Here is a 16,406-nt window from a genome sequence, read left to right as displayed (position 1 = left end):
TCCGAAGGAGATCAGCCATGGCAAACACGCCGAACCCCCGACCGAAGACCACCGCTACCGCGACCGGCCCCGTCGGCAAGACCACGATCGATGACGGCGTTGTCGCGAAAATCGCCGGCATCGCAGCACGCGAGGTACCCGGCGTGTACGCACTGGGAGGCGGGGCAGCTCGCGTCGTCGGCGCGATCCGCGGCGCATTCAACACCAAAGACCTCTCGCAGGGCATCAACGTCGAGGTGGGCGAAGAGCAGGTTGCCGTCGACGTGACGATCGTCGCCGACTACCCGGTTGCACTGCAGGACGTCGCGAACAAGGTACGGGCTTCCGTGTACAACGCGCTCCAGGAGTACGTCGGCATGGAGGTCACCGAAGTCAACGTCGCCGTCGACGACGTGCACCTTCCTTCGAACGACGAAGAAGAGACCGGGGAGACTCGAGTCCAGTGAGCGCAACGTTCACTGGCACGGTCGTGGGAGCGATTCTCGCTCTCACGCTCGTGACGCTCGGATTCTGGGTCTTCCTGCTGGTCGGCCTGGCAATGTTGATCGGCGCCGGCATCGGCCGTGTCATGGAGGGCAGGCTCGACCTCGGCGCGCTCGCGGACGTCGTACGCGGACGTCGCACGTCGTCATGATCCTCGACCAGCAGGGCGACGAGTGCAGGGGACGGACGGTGCTCAGCGTTCGCTCGCTGCAGGCGCTCGCCACTCGGCTCGCATCCGACGCGGCTCAGACCCGCGACTCGGAAGTCTCGCTGGAACTCACGGACGATAGCGGCAGGTTACGTGCCTCGGTGCGCTTGCCGCTCGCGCTGACAGCCGAACCAATCCCCATACCGGAGCAGGCTCAGATGATCCGGGCGGCCCTCATCGATGGGATGTTTCGCCTCGCCGAGCGCTCGGTTTCGGCGGTCGACATCCGCTTTGATGGCGCGCGTCCGGCCCGTCGAGGGAGAGTGCTCTGATGCCCACCCACGAAAGGCTCTACCGACGTCTGCTCCGTCGAGAGACCCGCGCCTCCAGAACGGTTCCCGCAGTCATCGCGGCGACCTGTGTCGCTCTGCTCACGGCGGGCGGACTCGTCGCAGGAGGCTTGGCGCTGTTCTTACCTGAACGCTTGGACACGGTTGCCGCGACCGTCACGGATGCCGTGAACGATCCCGTCGTTTCGGTGACGGCCGGCTGCGTGCTCCTGCTCCTGGGCGTGGTCGGTTTCCTCCTGGCGATCCTGCCGGGGCGAAGGACAAGGCACACCCTCATAACCGATCGAGCCGGGGTCGTTATCGAGAGCTATGGGCTCGCCGAGTCCGTCGCGACTACAGTCGCACGCTCGTGCGGTTTGCAGCGGCGTCAGGTACGCGCGAGCGTCCATCGCCGCCGTCTGGTGACGATAATGGTTCGACCCGTCTCTGGCGTGGCGGTCGATCACGATGCCGTCGAAGAGGCAGCCAGGAGCACAACGCAGGCGCTCGGCCTGCGATTGCGTCCACGAGTCCTCGTGCAGCGAGAGGGGTCGGTCGCGTGAGCTCGAACAACAGATTCCTCGGCAGAACCGTCCTCCTGGTCACGGGGCTGTTCGCGATCGGAGCGGGCGCGGCATTGCTGCTCTGGACATTCGCACAGGATGCCCTTACTGCGTCGGTCTCGCGGGCCGGCGCGATCTGGCCGATTGCCACGGAGACGATCGCAACTCCGTGGGGCTGGCGTATGCCCGTATGGGGCGTCGCGGCGGTTGTCGCGGCACTGTTCGTGCTGCTGATCTCTGTTGCGTTCATTGCGAGCCGGCGCCGGGGAACGACGCGAACGGCTCTCCGTACGGCGTCCGCGCAGGGGACGACGAGCGTGGATACGACTGCTGTTGGCGAATTCTTCGCACTGCGATGCGACGGCACACCGGAGCTCCTCGACGTATCCGCGACGACCTACAGAGGTCGACTCGGACCGACGATCCTGATGGAGCTCTTCGTCCGCGACGGAGCAGATCTCTCACGAACGCTGGCAGCTGCGCACGCGGCGCTCGCCGACTGGGACAACTTCGCAGGCACGGAGACCCCCGTTGTCCTGCGAGTGGGGCGTCAGCGAGTCCGCGACCGGCTGCGCGCACCGATACGAGCCCGATGACCAAAAGAAACCCGCAACAACCGCTCTCAACTGAGCACACAGAGAAAGGAGCCCATCGTGGGCGAATCAGACAAGTTCGAGGCGAAAGCAAAAGAGACCCTCGGCAAAGCAAAGGAAACGTTCGGAAAGGCGACGGACAACGACCGCTTGAAGGCGGAGGGCAAGGCCGATCAGGTCGAAGGCAAGGTCAAGAAGACCGTTGAAGACGTCAAGGATGTCTTCAAGAACAAGTAGTCCGGACGCAGCATGCGTCAGTAACCATACATTGAGAAGGAATGGAGTCGACCCATGGGGTTTTTCGGTTTCCTACTGCTCGGGCTCATCGCCGGAGCTATCGCGAAGTTGATCTTGCCGGGCAAACAGGGTGGTGGCTGGATCGTCACCCTGCTACTCGGTGTCGTCGGTGCGATGCTCGGCGGTTGGCTGGGCGGGCTGCTGTTCAACATTGACCTGGGAGGATTCTTCGACTTGCGCAGCTGGCTGCTCGCAATAGGAGGTTCACTGCTGGTATTGCTCGTCTACGGACTGGTTTTCGGGAGGAAGTCGAAGAAGCGGTAAACCCGTTCGAGCGCCCGGCCCTACGCTGTTCAACAGGGCAGGGCCGGTTGCGCTGCAGTTTCAGAGAGGCACACATGCGTGAATACACACCGCGCATTTCGCTCGCGGATGCCGATGATCGGATTCTCGCCGGAAGGGCCGCAGACGGGGACGTCGAGGCGTTCACGGTACTCGTGCGCAGGCACACACCGCGGCTTCGTGCGGCGACGAGACTGATCACCCGCAGCACGTTGGAAGTGGACGACATCGTTCAAGAATCATTCGTAACCGCCTGGCAGCGCCTCCCGGATCTCGAGGATCAGGGCAAGGTGCAGCCGTGGCTCATGCGCATCGTCACCAGGAACGCGATCAGCCGCGTTCGGGCATCCCGCCCGTATCAAGACATCGACGATCTCTATTCGACGGCGTCGGGAGACACGAGTCCCGACCGCGTCGTGGAGAACAGGGCCCAGATGGCCGCACTCAGGGAGACGCTCGACGGGCTCCCCTCCCTGCAGCGCGACTGCTGGGTGCTTCGCGAAATCGGCGGTTACCACTACGACGAGATCGCCGAACAGCTCGGCACCAGTGTCTCGACCGTGCGTGGGGCGCTGGCGCGTGCGAGAAGACATATCATCGTGAGGATGGAGGCGTGGCGATGAACGACAACCACACCCCCCGTAACGAGCACGAGCACGTGCTGCAAGAGGATCTCGACGGTCACACCATCGAAGAGCTCACCGACTATCTCGAATCCGGGCGCAACCCTGTGAACCCGTCGATCGAGGACTCCCCCGCCTGTCAGCGCGCGCTCGAAGGCCTTGCGCGGCTGCGCACTCTCACCTCTACTGCGCTCGAAGAGGAAGCGCGTAGCGAACCGGACGTCGAGGAGCACTGGCTACGCGGAGTCGTTTCGTCAATCGTGGCCGAGTCTCGCGTGGGGCGCAGAATTCCCATCAGCGACCCCGATCCGTCGGCCGATCTAGCCATCACGGAGGGGGCGGTACGCGGCCTCGTCCGCGGCGCGGAAGAGGCCGTACCTGGGGTGATCGTCGGGAAGTGCCGGTTCCTGGGCGCTGTCGAAGAGCCGGGCGCCGAAATCCGAATCAGTCTCGAGGTCAGTGTTCTCTACGGGCTCCCCATGCATAGCCTGGTCACAGCACTGCGCCGGGAAGTCGCGAAGCGCATCGAACAGCACTCCGAACTGCAGCTCGAAGCAGTCGACATTCGTGTCAGCGACGTCGTCACGCGGGCAAAGGAAGAGGAGCGCCCATGAACGAACCGATCAGAGCAATGCTGGCGGAGGAGATCGAGCACCGGGTTATCGCGATCGAAGGCGTTGCGAAACTGTTTCCTCCTCGCGGGGGCCCTGTCGAAACCGGTTTAACGATCCTCCGGCAGGACGCCGGCGACAATCCGCTGGTCAGAATCAGCCAGAATGCGCAAGAATGCACGATCGAATTGAACGTCGCCGTAACGATCGAGAGTCGAACACCCGACCTCGCGCGGCTCATCAAATCCCGAGTCACCCGAATAGCCGGACAGCACGGTATCGTCGACCCATTGGTTCGCATCACGGTTTCGCACCTCCCCGCCGCTTAACGCTGCACTCGCTGCCAGAGCTGTGCCCAGTGCTCGGGCGCTAGATCGCGCGGGCGAGCTTCGCCGCGCACCCCGGCATCCCGCAGCGCCCGTTTCGCGCCCTTCGTCGGCACTCGGGCGGCGCCGCCGACGGTGGCCGCGAGCGAGCCGCCTCGTCCCGTGAAAACGGTCTTCACGAAGGCTTCGTAGGCCCCTCGCTGCGACGGAGGAATGAGCGGGGTTGCGCGGCGATCAATACGGAGTACTCCTCCGTCGACGCTGGGCCTGGGAGTGAATGCCCACGCGGGAACGCGCATCTCCAGCGAGAACTCGAACCATGGAGCAGCCTGAGCGCTCATCATGGTCGAGCCGCCCACACCGGCTCGCTTTCTGGCCACTTCCCACTGCGTCAGCAAGACTGCCGAGCGCCAGGAGCGCTGTCGCAGCAGGCGCCGGAGCAGCGGCGTCGTGATGTGGAAGGGAATATTGCCGACCACGACGTTCGCATCCAACGGATGCCGCATTGCGTCGGCTCGCAGGATTTCAACGTTGCGCAGTCGACGTCGCAGCCGTCCGACGCGGTGCTCGTCGATATCGATCGCCGTGAGCGGGCGTCCGAGCCGAGCGAGTGATCCCGTCAGCGCACCACCGCCTGCGCCGATCTCGAGGATGGATCCGGACGTGCTTGCCACGACCGTGGCGATTCGATTGACGGTGGGTTTGTGGGTGAGGAAATTCTGGCCGAGTTCGTGCCGGCCGCCGTGTTGTGAACGACGCATTGTGCGCTCCAGAGTCGATGTTCGGAGCGCCTCGGGGCGTGACATGCCTAACGAGAACGGAAGAGACCGCTGGTCCGAGACGCGAGATTACTCGGAGGTGACGGCGCGTGAATGTAGATCGGGCGTTCAGAAAGCCCCGCGCCGTCAGGAGCGACGGTCGCGGTCGATGTACTGGTGCGCTGTCACGAGCGCGCTGCAGATTATCGATCCCACGCAGATGACCGTAGCAGGTGCCCACCCACTTTGGCCAGGGCGATTCCCACCCTTGCCCCTTGGATGCGAAAAACTTCGAAACATGATGGTCATGTTTCGAAGTTTTTCGCACCTTACGCGGGGGGTGACGGGACTCCCCGGCGGGCGTCGATTGCGCTTTCGGTCAGCGTTCGATAGCTGCCGTACTCGACGTCTTACGCTGTTGCTTCATCGACCGTCACGGCCTCGCTGGCCGCAGCGTGGCGAACCTGCACCTTTCGCGGCTTGCTGTCCTCCGCAACGGGAATTGACAGCGTGAGGACGCCGTCGGCGTAGTCTGCCTCGATGCGGTTCAGATCGAGACCGCGGCCAAGGCTGAGCTGCCGAGCGAACGTACCGTAGCTGCGCTCCCGCGTCACCCACTGGTTCTTGTCGAAATTGTGGGCCGACTTGCGTTCGGCACGAATCGTGAGCGTGAAGTCTTCGACATCGATATCGATGCTCGATGGGTCGACGCCCGGCAGGTCGATTTCGGCGACGAAACGATCGCCTTCGCGATGCAGATCCATCGGCATTCCGAACGCGGATTGCCCACGCGACGCCTGGTTGATGACGCGATCGAAGTCACGGAACAGGTCTAGATTGCTTGCCATGGTTTCCCCCTTGAGTTGATTTGCTCTCTTGCCGTGGTCAACCGGCAAGAGGCCCCCGATATTCCTTAACTTGATACTAAGCAACTCAAGTTTTCTGATGCAAGTCGAGTGGGCTTCTCGTCAGGGATGTTCGCCGTCGGCTGACGCGCTTACGCGAGGGCGCGATGAATCAACTCGCCGACTTCTGCCATCGTCGCGAGGACGGCATCCCGCGGGTCCTTACCCTGCTCCCACTGCGCCAGCACGGCGTAGGCGACGCGTCGCTCTCCTGTCATCACGATGCCGACGTCGCCGCGCACCGATCGCAGCGTGCCCGTCTTGCTCCAGAGCCAGACGCCTCGATCGAAGAAGTCGTGATCGAGCGGGTCGAAGTTGAAGGGCTGCGCGACCATCGAGTGGTCTGTTCCCGCCGCGAGCCACCTGGCCAGGGTATCGCGGCTGCTTTCACTGAGCCCGTCGCCGTCCGCGATCATCCTGGCGAGCCGCACAAGCTCGCTCGCATTGCCCTCCGAGAGCCGTTTCGGATACCCGGGCGGGATGGGCCACCGCACGATGTCGTTGAGCCTCGTATGCTCGAAACCGAGATCGAGCGCATGTTGCCGCACCCGCTCCATGCCGACGACTCTGCCCAGCACGTTCGTCGCGTCGTTGTCACTCACGGCGCCGATCAAGAGCCCGAGATCGTACAGCGAGAACGTGTCCGCCTGCATGCGCGACCAGAGCCCCGAAGCGCCGATCATCTCGTGCGGCAGCCGCGTCGCAGTGTCTTCGAGCCGACGCGACCCCTCGTCGACGTCGACGAGCAAGCGGTGCAGCAGGAAGAGCTTGCCGATGGATGCTGTGTTCAGCACTTGCTCCTGCCGTTCGCCCAGCAGCGTCTCGCCGGTGTCGGCATCCTGCACCAGCACCGACCATCGGATGCCGTCGTGCTCCGGGAACTCGATACTCACTGGGCACTCCTTTCCTGCCCCGTTATCCGGGAGCGGATCTCTTCTCCGATCTCGCGCATCGCGTCGATGACGGGAGCCCGCAGATCGACGTCGGAGTCTCGCCAGTTCGCGGCGACCGCGTACGCGACCGCACCCGAGGGTCCGCGGACATGACCTATGTCGATGCGGGCGAACGAGGTGCTGCCGGTCTTATGGTGAAGCTCGATGCCTTGGTACTCGGGCTCGGCGTGGGCCAGCGGGTCCAGCAGGAACGCGTCGGCGAGCATCGACGTGTCCGTATCCGCTGCCAGCCACCCGAGCACCCGTTCGCTCACGGCCGGTGAGCCCAGTTCGCGACGAGCGAGCCGCCGCATGACGTCGGCGAGCTCCCGTGCGGTGCCGAACGACGGCGTCCACGGCATGCCCGGCAACCGAGCGTCCCTGATGAAATCGTGCAGCTCCGTTCGCTCGAGGCCGAGGTTCTTCGCGACGGCGCGCACAGTATCGAGGCCGCACATCGCGATGAGCGCATTGGTCGCAAGGTTGTCGCTCACGGCGCCGACCAGGAGGGCCGCGTCTTCTACCGTGACCCGCTGATCGCGCATCCGGTAGAGCAGCCCAGAGTCCTCGACCCGGTGCTCGTCTTCTATGCGAATTCGATCGTCGGGCGAGAATCGACCGTCTTCGAGTCTCTGCGCGACCTCGAGCAGCAGGAAGACCTTGCCTATGCTCGCGGTCTCGCACACAACGTCGGGTTCGTGGGCAAGCAGCTCTTCGCCCGAGTCGGCATCCACGACCCGTATGCTCCATTTCGCGCGCTGGTCGAGCTCCGGTGGTTTCATGCGCTCCCCGTTACGGTCAGAACCGGCTCACGACCGGTCGCATCCAACAGTCCTTCGACACCCAGCGGCACCGAGATCGCGTCGGGGTCGTGGCCGAACCCCTGCTCCCAGAGCACCGGAATGCCCGCATCGCCGAATTCGTCTTCCATGAGAGCTCGCACAGCACTGAGGTCTCCGGAATCGTGCCATGACCCCAGCACGATACCCGCGAGACCGTCGAAGTATCCGGCTCTGCGCAACTGCGTCAGGAAATTGTCGATTCGGTAGGGCTTCTCGGTGACATCCTCGAGGAACAGGATGCCCTCGGGCCGCTGCCGGGCGTCTGCGGTACCCAACGCGCTCGCCAAAAGGCTGAGGTTGCCGCCCGTGAACCGCCCTCTCGCCGTGCCCTGAGCGAGGATTTCCGTTGCGGGGCCGACGAGACTCTGCCCTCGCCACGGTTGCAGCAGCCACCTGCGCACGTCCTCCCTGATGATGGCCGACTTGCCGAACACGTCGTTCGTCGCCATGGGGCAGAACAGGGTCGGCACATCCAGGTGCGCGCGAAACGCCTCGTGCAGCGCCGTGATGTCAGAAGACCCGGTTAAGAGCTTCGGCCTGCCGTCGCGTCGCGTCGCCGCCGCTCGCATCGCTGCCCAGTCGATGCCGTCGAGCAGTCTGAGCGAGCCGTACCCGCCGCGCGTGCTGACAACCGCATCGATTTCGGGGTTCAACCACGCTTCAACGAGGTCTGCACGTCGTTGGTCGTCGGTGCCGGCCAGATAGTCGGCACGGGGATGTTTCGCGAGCGCGTGTCGTCCGACGACCACGTGCAGTCCCCACTGCTCGTAGTACGACTTTCCGCGCTCCAGGGCCTCCGCGCTGCACTGCCCTGCGGGAGACACGAAGGCGACCGTGTCACCCGGCTGCAGAGGAGCACTGTCGAGATACGCGTCGGACGGGTTCATATACGGCTCTCCATCGAATCTTGCGGGGTAGTGCCATGCAACACCAAAGTGTCACGAATTGCAATCATTTGAATCGTATCTACAGCCTGACACGGGGCCCAATCGCCTTAGAATCGGCAGTAAAGTCGGCAATTGTATTACGATGGGGGCAGAATCCGTGACGTATCTCATGCTATGTTTCTGACCGAACACGCTTTACACCGGCCGTCAAAAAAGTTGGGCCCTCTCACTAGGAATCGCGCTATGCAAGCAACGTCGCTCCGTGCAGAATCACTGCTGCCCCAAGGGTACTCATCGGCGCGCCTGAGTGATCCGGATGGCCTGCGGGAGGCCGACGCACTCTACCGCCGAGTGTTCGGCTACGAAGACCCCGCGTTCTCCCTGAACCCGAACCTGTTGAGCTCGCTCTGCCACCACGGTGGGTCATCCGTCGGCGTCTTCAACGAACTCCGCGAACTCGTCGGCTACGCTTACGGTTTCGCCGGGCTCGACGATGGGCAGCCGTTTCATTTTTCACAAGCGGCCGTCGTCGATGAACGGCAGCAGGGAAGGGGCCTCGGTCGTGCGTTGAAGTATCTGCAGGCCGAGGACGCGGCCCGCGCCGGGCACCGCGAAATGCGCTGGACCTTTGATCCGCTACTGGTCAGGAACGCGCACTTCAACCTCGACTCGCTCCAGGCCGTGGGCGTCGGGTTCCTGCCCCGCTACTTCGAGCGGCCGGAGAGCGACCGAATTCTCGTCAACTGGCGGTTGCCGGCGGATGCGAGCCGCGAGCGACGCCCGAAACCGACCCCGCCTCCGACACTCGGCCGCTCTCGCTGGGGCACGGCCGTCGCCGGAGACGACAATGACACATGGATACCGCTGCCGGCGGACTCGACGACGGTTCCCGCCGAAGTTCGTTCCCGCGTCAGCGAGCTCATCGCCGAGACGCTGCGGGCGACGTTCGATCAGCGGCGTGCGCTGATCGGCTGTTCGCTCGTCAGCGACGATACCGCCGCATATCTTGCAGTACCGAGAGAGTCCCTTGGAAGAGAACAGGAACACTCATGAGCGAAACTGAACACGATCGTTCGCTTGACTCCCCCCGGGATCGATTCAACGCACGCTTCCGCAAGAACGTCTCGGCCGAGATCATCCAGCGTCGGGTTATCGAGTCGGAAACGCGCTCTCTCGCCGAGACGCTCGAAGAGTTGGAGGACTCCGGCGATGTCCCGCGCGGCGCGGCGCTCATCCTCGGTGCTCGCCGTCGGTTCATTCTCGGCGAGGGCAAGTCGGCGGCGTACGCGCAGTTACTGACGGCCGACCTCGGCGCAACGCTCTCGAATGTCTTCCTGATCGACGGTAAGAGTCTCGACGAGCTCGCGGTGCTGTCCGACGTCCGGCCGACCGACGTCCTCGTCGTGTTCTCGATGCGTCGCTATCGCCGCGAATCCGTGCGCATAGGGCAGCTCTTCCACGAGGCCGGCGGTCAGCTCATCGTTGTCACGGACGACGAGTCTGCGCCCCTTGCCGATATCGCGACCTGCCGCATCAAAGTGCGCACTGGTTCGGCCTCGTACGCTGACTCGCCAACCGCGACCGTCGCCGTCTGTCATCTGTTGAGCACGCTGACGACCGCGAGCGCGAAGGGCGCCAGGCGGCGACTCGCGCTGCGGGACCAGATTTCGGAGCAGCTCGACACCTACCTGCCGGAATCAGAACGGGAGCGTGGTTGATGCGCATCGATCGAGTGCGCCTGTACGAGCTGAGCCTGCCGCTCGTCCACAGTTTTGAAACGAGTTCGCACCGCAAGTCGGGGCTGACGCACATTCTCGTGGAGCTCACCGACGCGGAGGGTCGTGTCGGGTGGGGCGAGATCGCGTCACCGACGCATCCGTTCTTCAGCGCTGACACCGTCGAGACCGCCTGGGGTGTCGCGACGCGATACCTCACCCCCGAGCTGCTCTCGGCGGATGCGGAGAGCCCGGAGGCGCTCGAACAAGCGTGGGCCCGCGTCCGGGGCCACGAGTTCGCGAAGTCGGGTTTTTCGATAGCGGCCTGGGATCTCGCGTCCCGCGCCCGCGGCGTTTCGCTTTCGCAGACGCTCGGAGGCGCGCGGACTGAGGTCGTCGCGGGCGTCTCGCTCGGAATAGAACCGACGATCGATGAACTGCTCGAGCAGGTACAGCGACAGGTCGATGCCGGCTACCGTCGCGTCAAACTGAAAATCGCACCGGGCTGGGATGTCGAACCCGTGCTGGCCGTGCGCGCCGCATTCCCGAAGCTCCTGCTGCACGTCGACGCGAACGCCGCCTTCGAAGCCGGCGAAGCGAGCCTCACGATGTTCGCCAGACTCGACGCCGCTGAACTCACGATGTTCGAGCAGCCGTTCGCCGCTCGCGACTTCGTGGGCCACGCGCGGCTTCAGCAACGCGTCAGCACTCCGATCTGTCTCGACGAGTCGATCGTGCACGTCGACGACATCCACACGATGCTGCGGCTGGATGCCGCCCGCGTCGTCAACATCAAGGTTTCGCGGATGGGCGGTCTGACGGCCGCGAAACTCGCTCACGATGCAGCGGTCGACGGCGGCATTCCGGCCTGGTGCGGCGGAATGCACGAGTTCGGGATCGGTCGGGCAGCGAACGTCGCGATCTCGTCGCTGCCGGGTTTCACACTCCCCTCCGACGTATCGGGCTCCGACAAGTACTACGCGGAAGACGTGATCGCTCCCGCGGTCATCGCGAACGACGGCGTCGTGCGCGTACCCGATGGGCCGGGTATCGGCCACGAGGTGCGCGATGACTGGATCCGCGAGCACGCCGCAAGAACCCACGAACAGCATCGCGCTGCGCAGGAGGCAACACTGTGATCCCCGTCATCGACGGCCATAACGATCTCGCATGGGCGAGCCGCAAGCACCTGGGCTATTCGACGGCGGGGCTCGAGCTGCCGATCGATGGGCTGCACACCTCGGTCGATCGCCTGCGCTCCGGCGGTGTCGGCGGGCAGTTCTGGTCGGTGTGGGTCGACTCGGTACTGCAGGGAGCAGACCAGGTGACGGCAACCCTCGAACAGATCGACTTCGTGCACCGGTTCATCGACACCTATCCCGAGGACCTTCGATTCGCGACGACGGCAGCGGACACCCGTACAGCGATGCAGGACGGGAAAGTCGCTTCGCTCATCGGCATCGAGGGAGGAGCGCAGATCGGCGGGTCGCTCGCCGCGCTGCGTCAGTACGCGCGACTCGGAGCCCGCTACATGACGCTGACCTGGTCGCGCACAACCGACTGGGCCGATTCCGCAACCGACGACTCACGTCACGGCGGGCTGAGCGACTTCGGTCGCGAAGTCGTCCGGGAGATGAACCGCATCGGCGTGCTTCTCGACCTTGCGCACGTATCGCCGGACACGATGCGGGATGCGCTCGAAACTTCGACCAGGCCCGTCGTCGTGACGCACTCCTGCGCGCTCGCCCTGTGCGATCATCCACGCAATGTCCCCGACGATGTCATCGAGTCGATCGGCCGCGGAGGCGGCCTCGTCATGGTCGCCTTCGTGCCGAGCTTCGTATCGCAGTCGCGTCGCGATTGGGTTCTTGCGGGGGCGAAGGGCGAGGCACCGGAGGTGACGGTGGCCGACGTCGCCGACCACATCGAGCACATCCGCGATGTCGCCGGCGTGCAGGCGGTCGGTATCGGCGCCGACTACGACGGCACCGACGCGATGCCCTCCGGCCTGGAGGATGTCGCCGGGTATCCGCGACTCCTGCAGGAACTGCGCGGGCGCGGATGGTCGGAGAGCGAGCTCGCGCTGCTCGCGCACGAGAACATCCTGCGGACGCTCGAGGCGAGCGACGACGACTACCGCGCATTCATGGCGGGAGCGGCTCCCGCCCCGCGCCCGACCGCACTGCGACCGGCAATCGACACTGCGACGCTGAAGGAGACACCGTGACCAAGCCCCGCGTACTCGTCATCATCAACTGGGAGGGCGGCGGTCCGCGCCGACTCGCGACCTGGCTGGAGGAAGAGGGCATCGAACCCGTCGTCGTCGAAGGCAAAGACGGCCTGCCGGGCTCGCTCGACGGCTTTGCGGGCATGGTACTGCTGGGCGGCGGGCTCATGCCCGACGCGTTCGACAAGGCTCCGTGGCTGCGCCCCGAGCGCGAACTCGCACAGCAGGCGATCGACGCCGACTTCCCGACCCTCGGCATCTGCCTGGGCGGGCAGCTCATCGCCGACGTCGCGGGAGGCGAGGTGCGCGAGAACTTCGGGCCGCCGGAGCGCGGCTCCTACATGATCACGACGACGGATGCCGGGCTCGCCGACCCCGTGCTCGGGCAGCTGGGCAGCGGCGCACCGATGATTCAGAATCACCGCGACATGATCACCCGCCTCCCCGACGGCGCGCAGCTGCTGGCCTCGAGCGAACTGATCGAGAATCAAGCGTTCAGGATCGGACTGCGCGTTCGCGGGCTGCAGTTCCACCCGGAATCGAGCGTCGAGAACATCAGGAACTGGAGCCCGGAGCGTCAGGCCGCAGCCGATGACTACCCGGCGATCCTCGCGCGCGCGGAGGAGAACGACGAGGCGAACACGAAAGCCGCCGAGGGCATGATCCGCGCGTTCGCAGCCGAGGTACGGGGTGCCTGACCGCGAGAGCTTCGAAGCGATCGCGCGGCGCTCGATAGCGAAGGCGTTGCCTGCCGAGGTGCGCAGGCGCGCCCGCGGTGGTGTCGCCGCTGTCACCGATGGAGCGGGGAATGTGATCGCGCGGCCGTTCGGCGAAGCCCGCGCAGGAACATCGACGGACGCCGAAACGGTCTTCCGCATCGCCTCGATGTCGAAGAGCTTCCTCGCCGCCGCAGTGCTCGCGTTGCGAGACGAGGGCAGCCTCGATATTCGGGCGCCGATCCACGACTACCTGCCGGAGGCGAGACTGTTCTGGGGCGGCGAAGCCGTTGACGTGACGTGCGCGCAGCTGCTGTCCAATCGCTCCGGTCTGCCGGAGGACAACGCGTGGGCCGACCGGCAGCTCGCAATCTCACGAGACGCGCTGCATGCGCATGCGGCCGGGCTGACGCTCTCACTGCCGCCCGGCTCCGAATACCAGTATTCGAACACCGGCATGGCGTTGGTCGGCGCGATCGTCGAAACCGTGACCGGTCAGACGATCGAACGGGTCGTGCACGAACGCTTCCTCGAACCCCTCGGGCTCGTGCACACGGCCTACGCCGTCGCAGACCTTCCGAGCGGCACCGCCGTCGCCGAGGGATATCGCAGCTTCGACGGTGGTCACGAGTTCCGGCACGAGCCGCTCCTCGAGCACGGCGCCTTCGGCTGCATAGGCGGCATGTTCAGCTCTGCTGCGGACATCGGGCGCTGGATGCGCTTCCTGGCCTCCGCGTTCTCTCCCGGGCCCGAGCATCCCGACATCCTGCATCCGAAGTCAAGGCGCGAAATGCAGAGCGCATTCACGCCCGCTCCCGTCGCAGCCGAACGCGCGGAGCAGCTGGAATCGGCCGGGTACGGCTACGGGCTGGTCATCGAGCAGGACCGTCGCTTCGGTCGAATTCTCCAGCACGCGGGCGGGCTGCCGGGCTGGTCCTCGCACATGCGCTGGCACGCTGCTTCGGGCGTCGGCGTTGTCGTGTTCGGAAACTCCGACAGCTTCGGGGCCGGGACGCGCGCGACCGAGATACTGCGCAACCTCCTGGCCGCTGTCGACGAACCCCCGGCGCTCGTCGATTCCTGGCCGGAAACCCTCGAGGCAGCGGAGACCGTCGACCGGCTGCTGCGCGACGGGGCATCCCTGGGAGGGCTCGCAGCGTTCTCGGCAGAGAACCTGCTGGCGGATGTTCCCGCGGATGTGCGGGACCGGCGTCTCGCGCAGCTCACGCAGCAGTTCGGTGCCGTCATGGCGAAACAGTCGCCGCTTGCCGAGCGCGTCACGGCGAAACCGAATGCCGCCGAGTTGCGTTGGCGCGTCGCCTGTGAGCACGGCGACCTGGAATGCACGATCCGCCTCGTGGGCCTCGCGACTCCCGTGCTGCAGTCGCTGAAGATCACGGCGGCCTGACAACTCTTCTGTGGGGGTGGGGTCGCGACCTCTTAGATCCAGCCCTTGTCGCTCGCCGAACGTGCCGCCTGCGCACGGTTCTCGGCTCCCGTCTTGCCGATCGCCGCTGACAGATGGTTGCGCACAGTTCCGGGTGAGAGGAAGACCTCTGCGGCGATCTCGGCCACCGGCCTGCCGTCGGCCGAGAGCCTCAGCACCTGCTGTTCACGTTCCGAGAGCGGATTCTCGCCCTCGAACAGCGTCGCCTCGGCGAGCGCGGGGTCGACGACGTGCATCCCGCTGTGCACCCGCCGCACAGCGTCGGCGAGCCGATCGGGAGGGGCGTCCTTGACGACGAATCCGCTCGCGCCCGCATCCAGCGCGGCCTTCAGGTAGCCCGGTCTGGCAAATGTGGTGACGATCAGCACGCGAGTGTGCGCGCTTGCGTCTCGCAGCGCCCGTGTCGCCTCCAGCCCGTCCACGCCCGGCATCTGAATATCCATGAGACACACGTCGGGTTGCAGTCGTTCGGCCTCGCGAATCGCGGATTCACCATCGGACGCTTCCCCGACGACCACAAGGTCCGGTTCCAGATTCAGCAGCGCCCCCAGTGCGCCCCTGACCATCGCCTGGTCATCCGCCAGCAGAAGTCGGATGGCGTCGTTCATACCGTCACCACCTCACGCTCACTGCCGTACCGCCGTCGGCGCCGTCCTCGACGGCAAGCACCGCGCCCGATGCGGATGCCCGCTCGGCCATGCCGCGCAGCCCGTTTCCCGCGGGTCCCTCGACACCGCGTCCGTCATCGACGACCGTCAGGGTTCCGGGCTTCAGCTCGATGTTCACCCGCGTGGCCCCCGCATGCCGCAGGATGTTCGTGACCGCCTCCCGCACGATCCAGCTCGCGCTGAGCGACTGCGCGGGAGACATCGCCTCGGGAGTACCTTCGACGCGCAGCTCGACCCCTGCGGAGGCCAGGGCGCTTCTGCTGGCTTCCAGCTGCTCATCCAGTTCGGATGCGCGCAGCCCCGTGACCGTGCTGCGGACGCCGGCGATCGCCTCGGCAGTCAGCGACGAGATCGCTTCGAGTTCGCGCTTCGCGGCGTCCGGATCCCGGTCGACAAGTCGCTCAGCGAGCTCGGACTTCAGTTTGACGACCGTGAGCGTGTGCCCTATGAGGTCGTGTACATCGCGGGCGATGGCTTCGCGCTCACGACTCGTTGCGAGATCGAGTCGCAGTTTGTCGGCCTGCACGCTGCGGCTGATGAGCCACGTGTTGATCGAGTTCACGACCGCGAGGATGCAGACGATGGCGAAGATCGGCAGCACGCCTCCCGACGGCCCGAGCGCCAGCAGCGCACTCCCTGCCAGTGCCACCGAGGTGACCGTCGTCGTCCAGTGCCACGCGCCGCGCAACCCGTACGCGGCGTAGGACATGATGAAGGGCAGGAACGAGAGCGAATACCATCCCAGAACGGGCAGGGTCGCGCCTCCGAAGACCATCAACAGGAAGAACGCGACGAAGACCGCCCGTGGCGGACGCCCCCATCCGGAACGCATACCGACGACGAAGCCGATGACGTACGCCGCTGCGAAAGCCACGAGCCCTGCCCAGGCAAGGACGAGCAACCAGAGCGGCGCCGCGGATCTGACGAGTTCCAGGATCGGGTAGACGAGGAACACCATCCACACGACCGCCATCAGCCAGCCGTAGCGCTCCCACGGGTCCTTCTGGCTCGCGCTCCGAGTCGATGCGGACGGTGCCCTGTTCATAGTGCCGAG

General features: G+C 65.3%; 23 protein-coding genes. 16 read left to right on the top strand and 7 right to left on the bottom strand.

From position 1 onward, the window contains the following. The first annotated feature begins 17 nt into the window (after positions 1–17). The 10 genes from Q0O95_RS05080 to Q0O95_RS05035 all read left to right on the top strand — a co-directional run bounded on the left by Q0O95_RS05080 (position 18) and on the right by Q0O95_RS05035 (position 4,258). Positions 18–446, top strand: coding sequence for an Asp23/Gls24 family envelope stress response protein (locus Q0O95_RS05080; protein ID WP_293696035.1), 429 nt, complete (start codon positions 18–20; stop codon positions 444–446). Next, positions 443–634: a hypothetical protein gene (locus tag Q0O95_RS05075; protein ID WP_293696032.1), complete on the top strand. Its 192-nt coding sequence runs from the start codon at positions 443–445 to the stop codon at positions 632–634. Before Q0O95_RS05080 ends, Q0O95_RS05075 begins: the two co-directional genes overlap by 4 nt. Further along, the gene (locus Q0O95_RS05070; protein WP_293696029.1) at positions 631–963 is read left to right on the top strand and encodes a hypothetical protein; all 333 of its coding nucleotides are present in this window, start codon (positions 631–633) and stop codon (positions 961–963) included. Before Q0O95_RS05075 ends, Q0O95_RS05070 begins: the two co-directional genes overlap by 4 nt. Beyond that, positions 963–1,523: a hypothetical protein gene (locus tag Q0O95_RS05065; protein WP_293696028.1), complete on the top strand. Its 561-nt coding sequence runs from the start codon at positions 963–965 to the stop codon at positions 1,521–1,523. The genes Q0O95_RS05070 and Q0O95_RS05065 overlap by 1 nt, the downstream gene beginning before the upstream one ends. Further along, complete coding sequence (locus Q0O95_RS05060) at positions 1,520–2,119, top strand: hypothetical protein (RefSeq protein WP_293696026.1); 600 nt, start codon at positions 1,520–1,522, stop codon at positions 2,117–2,119. Before Q0O95_RS05065 ends, Q0O95_RS05060 begins: the two co-directional genes overlap by 4 nt. A 57-nt stretch (positions 2,120–2,176) precedes the next feature. Further along, positions 2,177–2,353 carry a CsbD family protein gene (locus Q0O95_RS05055; RefSeq protein ID WP_293696025.1) on the top strand — a complete coding sequence of 59 codons (177 nt, stop codon included), beginning with the start codon at positions 2,177–2,179 and terminating at the stop codon, positions 2,351–2,353. A 54-nt stretch (positions 2,354–2,407) separates the two neighbouring features. Further along, positions 2,408–2,677: a GlsB/YeaQ/YmgE family stress response membrane protein gene (locus tag Q0O95_RS05050; RefSeq protein WP_293696023.1), complete on the top strand. Its 270-nt coding sequence runs from the start codon at positions 2,408–2,410 to the stop codon at positions 2,675–2,677. A 74-nt stretch (positions 2,678–2,751) separates the two neighbouring features. Beyond that, entirely contained in the window at positions 2,752–3,318 is a 567-nt protein-coding gene (locus tag Q0O95_RS05045) for a sigma-70 family RNA polymerase sigma factor (RefSeq protein WP_293696020.1), read from the top strand. Then, positions 3,315–3,932: a hypothetical protein gene (locus Q0O95_RS05040; protein ID WP_293696018.1), complete on the top strand. Its 618-nt coding sequence runs from the start codon at positions 3,315–3,317 to the stop codon at positions 3,930–3,932. Before Q0O95_RS05045 ends, Q0O95_RS05040 begins: the two co-directional genes overlap by 4 nt. Continuing rightward, the gene (locus tag Q0O95_RS05035) at positions 3,929–4,258 is read left to right on the top strand and encodes a hypothetical protein (RefSeq protein ID WP_293696016.1); all 330 of its coding nucleotides are present in this window, start codon (positions 3,929–3,931) and stop codon (positions 4,256–4,258) included. Before Q0O95_RS05040 ends, Q0O95_RS05035 begins: the two co-directional genes overlap by 4 nt. On the opposite strand, the gene erm is transcribed toward Q0O95_RS05035, so the two are convergent. The 5 genes from erm to Q0O95_RS05010 all read right to left on the bottom strand — a co-directional run bounded on the left by erm (position 4,255) and on the right by Q0O95_RS05010 (position 8,579). Continuing rightward, positions 4,255–5,016 (bottom strand): 23S ribosomal RNA methyltransferase Erm, encoded by a 762-nt coding sequence (gene erm / locus Q0O95_RS05030; RefSeq protein WP_293696014.1) that lies wholly within the window; start codon positions 5,014–5,016, stop codon positions 4,255–4,257. The two genes, Q0O95_RS05035 and erm, sit on opposite strands and share 4 nt — an antisense overlap. A 407-nt stretch (positions 5,017–5,423) precedes the next feature. After that, on the bottom strand, positions 5,424–5,861 hold the full coding sequence (locus Q0O95_RS05025; RefSeq protein ID WP_293696011.1) for an Hsp20/alpha crystallin family protein: 438 nt from the start codon (positions 5,859–5,861) through the stop codon (positions 5,424–5,426). 149 nt (positions 5,862–6,010) lie between these two features. Continuing rightward, on the bottom strand, positions 6,011–6,811 hold the full coding sequence (locus Q0O95_RS05020; RefSeq protein ID WP_293696008.1) for a serine hydrolase: 801 nt from the start codon (positions 6,809–6,811) through the stop codon (positions 6,011–6,013). Further along, positions 6,808–7,632: a serine hydrolase gene (locus Q0O95_RS05015; protein WP_293696006.1), complete on the bottom strand. Its 825-nt coding sequence runs from the start codon at positions 7,630–7,632 to the stop codon at positions 6,808–6,810. Before Q0O95_RS05015 ends, Q0O95_RS05020 begins: the two co-directional genes overlap by 4 nt. Then, entirely contained in the window at positions 7,629–8,579 is a 951-nt protein-coding gene (locus tag Q0O95_RS05010; RefSeq protein ID WP_293696004.1) for an LD-carboxypeptidase, read from the bottom strand. The genes Q0O95_RS05015 and Q0O95_RS05010 overlap by 4 nt, the downstream gene beginning before the upstream one ends. A gap of 243 nt (positions 8,580–8,822) precedes the next feature. Between Q0O95_RS05010 and Q0O95_RS05005 the strand changes: the two genes are divergently transcribed. From Q0O95_RS05005 to Q0O95_RS04980, 6 genes are read left to right on the top strand one after another with little or no spacing between them, the layout of a single operon-like run. Continuing rightward, a complete protein-coding gene (locus Q0O95_RS05005; protein WP_293696002.1) occupies positions 8,823–9,632 on the top strand; it encodes a hypothetical protein in 810 nt (269 codons plus the stop codon). After that, positions 9,629–10,297: an SIS domain-containing protein gene (locus Q0O95_RS05000; RefSeq protein WP_293695999.1), complete on the top strand. Its 669-nt coding sequence runs from the start codon at positions 9,629–9,631 to the stop codon at positions 10,295–10,297. The genes Q0O95_RS05005 and Q0O95_RS05000 overlap by 4 nt, the downstream gene beginning before the upstream one ends. Beyond that, positions 10,297–11,433: an o-succinylbenzoate synthase gene (gene menC / locus Q0O95_RS04995; RefSeq protein ID WP_293695996.1), complete on the top strand. Its 1,137-nt coding sequence runs from the start codon at positions 10,297–10,299 to the stop codon at positions 11,431–11,433. Before Q0O95_RS05000 ends, menC begins: the two co-directional genes overlap by 1 nt. Then, positions 11,430–12,521, top strand: a complete 1,092-nt coding sequence (locus Q0O95_RS04990) for a dipeptidase (protein WP_293695994.1) — start codon at positions 11,430–11,432, stop codon at positions 12,519–12,521. Before menC ends, Q0O95_RS04990 begins: the two co-directional genes overlap by 4 nt. Continuing rightward, complete coding sequence (locus tag Q0O95_RS04985; protein WP_293695992.1) at positions 12,518–13,219, top strand: type 1 glutamine amidotransferase; 702 nt, start codon at positions 12,518–12,520, stop codon at positions 13,217–13,219. The genes Q0O95_RS04990 and Q0O95_RS04985 overlap by 4 nt, the downstream gene beginning before the upstream one ends. Then, a complete protein-coding gene (locus Q0O95_RS04980) occupies positions 13,212–14,645 on the top strand; it encodes a serine hydrolase (protein ID WP_293695990.1) in 1,434 nt (477 codons plus the stop codon). Before Q0O95_RS04985 ends, Q0O95_RS04980 begins: the two co-directional genes overlap by 8 nt. Before the next feature lie 32 nt (positions 14,646–14,677). Here Q0O95_RS04980 and Q0O95_RS04975 read toward each other — a convergent pair whose 3' ends face one another. Next, positions 14,678–15,292, bottom strand: coding sequence for a response regulator transcription factor (locus Q0O95_RS04975; RefSeq protein ID WP_293695988.1), 615 nt, complete (start codon positions 15,290–15,292; stop codon positions 14,678–14,680). Positions 15,293–15,296: 4 nt separating this feature from the next. Beyond that, a complete protein-coding gene (locus Q0O95_RS04970) occupies positions 15,297–16,397 on the bottom strand; it encodes a sensor histidine kinase (RefSeq protein ID WP_293695985.1) in 1,101 nt (366 codons plus the stop codon). Positions 16,398–16,406: the final 9 nt, after the last annotated feature.

It is taken from the genome of uncultured Agrococcus sp. (assembly GCF_945915485.1).
Taxonomy (GTDB): Bacteria; Actinomycetota; Actinomycetes; order Actinomycetales; family Microbacteriaceae; genus Agrococcus.
Note: the sequence above shows the minus strand (reverse complement) of the source record. Positions and strands in the feature narration are given on the sequence as shown.

Coding starts and splice junctions, on each gene's coding strand:
- Q0O95_RS05080 (WP_293696035.1), top strand. CDS start 18: ATGGCAAACACGCCGAACCCCCGACCGAAGACCACCGCTACCGCGACC.
- Q0O95_RS05070 (WP_293696029.1), top strand. CDS start 631: ATGATCCTCGACCAGCAGGGCGACGAGTGCAGGGGACGGACGGTGCTC.
- Q0O95_RS05065 (WP_293696028.1), top strand. CDS start 963: ATGCCCACCCACGAAAGGCTCTACCGACGTCTGCTCCGTCGAGAGACC.
- Q0O95_RS05050 (WP_293696023.1), top strand. CDS start 2,408: ATGGGGTTTTTCGGTTTCCTACTGCTCGGGCTCATCGCCGGAGCTATC.
- Q0O95_RS05045 (WP_293696020.1), top strand. CDS start 2,752: ATGCGTGAATACACACCGCGCATTTCGCTCGCGGATGCCGATGATCGG.
- Q0O95_RS05040 (WP_293696018.1), top strand. CDS start 3,315: ATGAACGACAACCACACCCCCCGTAACGAGCACGAGCACGTGCTGCAA.
- Q0O95_RS05035 (WP_293696016.1), top strand. CDS start 3,929: ATGAACGAACCGATCAGAGCAATGCTGGCGGAGGAGATCGAGCACCGG.
- erm (WP_293696014.1), bottom strand. CDS start 5,016: ATGCGTCGTTCACAACACGGCGGCCGGCACGAACTCGGCCAGAATTTC.
- Q0O95_RS05025 (WP_293696011.1), bottom strand. CDS start 5,861: ATGGCAAGCAATCTAGACCTGTTCCGTGACTTCGATCGCGTCATCAAC.
- Q0O95_RS05015 (WP_293696006.1), bottom strand. CDS start 7,632: ATGAAACCACCGGAGCTCGACCAGCGCGCGAAATGGAGCATACGGGTC.
- Q0O95_RS05010 (WP_293696004.1), bottom strand. CDS start 8,579: ATGAACCCGTCCGACGCGTATCTCGACAGTGCTCCTCTGCAGCCGGGT.
- Q0O95_RS05005 (WP_293696002.1), top strand. CDS start 8,823: ATGCAAGCAACGTCGCTCCGTGCAGAATCACTGCTGCCCCAAGGGTAC.
- Q0O95_RS05000 (WP_293695999.1), top strand. CDS start 9,629: ATGAGCGAAACTGAACACGATCGTTCGCTTGACTCCCCCCGGGATCGA.
- menC (WP_293695996.1), top strand. CDS start 10,297: ATGCGCATCGATCGAGTGCGCCTGTACGAGCTGAGCCTGCCGCTCGTC.
- Q0O95_RS04975 (WP_293695988.1), bottom strand. CDS start 15,292: ATGAACGACGCCATCCGACTTCTGCTGGCGGATGACCAGGCGATGGTC.
- Q0O95_RS04970 (WP_293695985.1), bottom strand. CDS start 16,397: ATGAACAGGGCACCGTCCGCATCGACTCGGAGCGCGAGCCAGAAGGAC.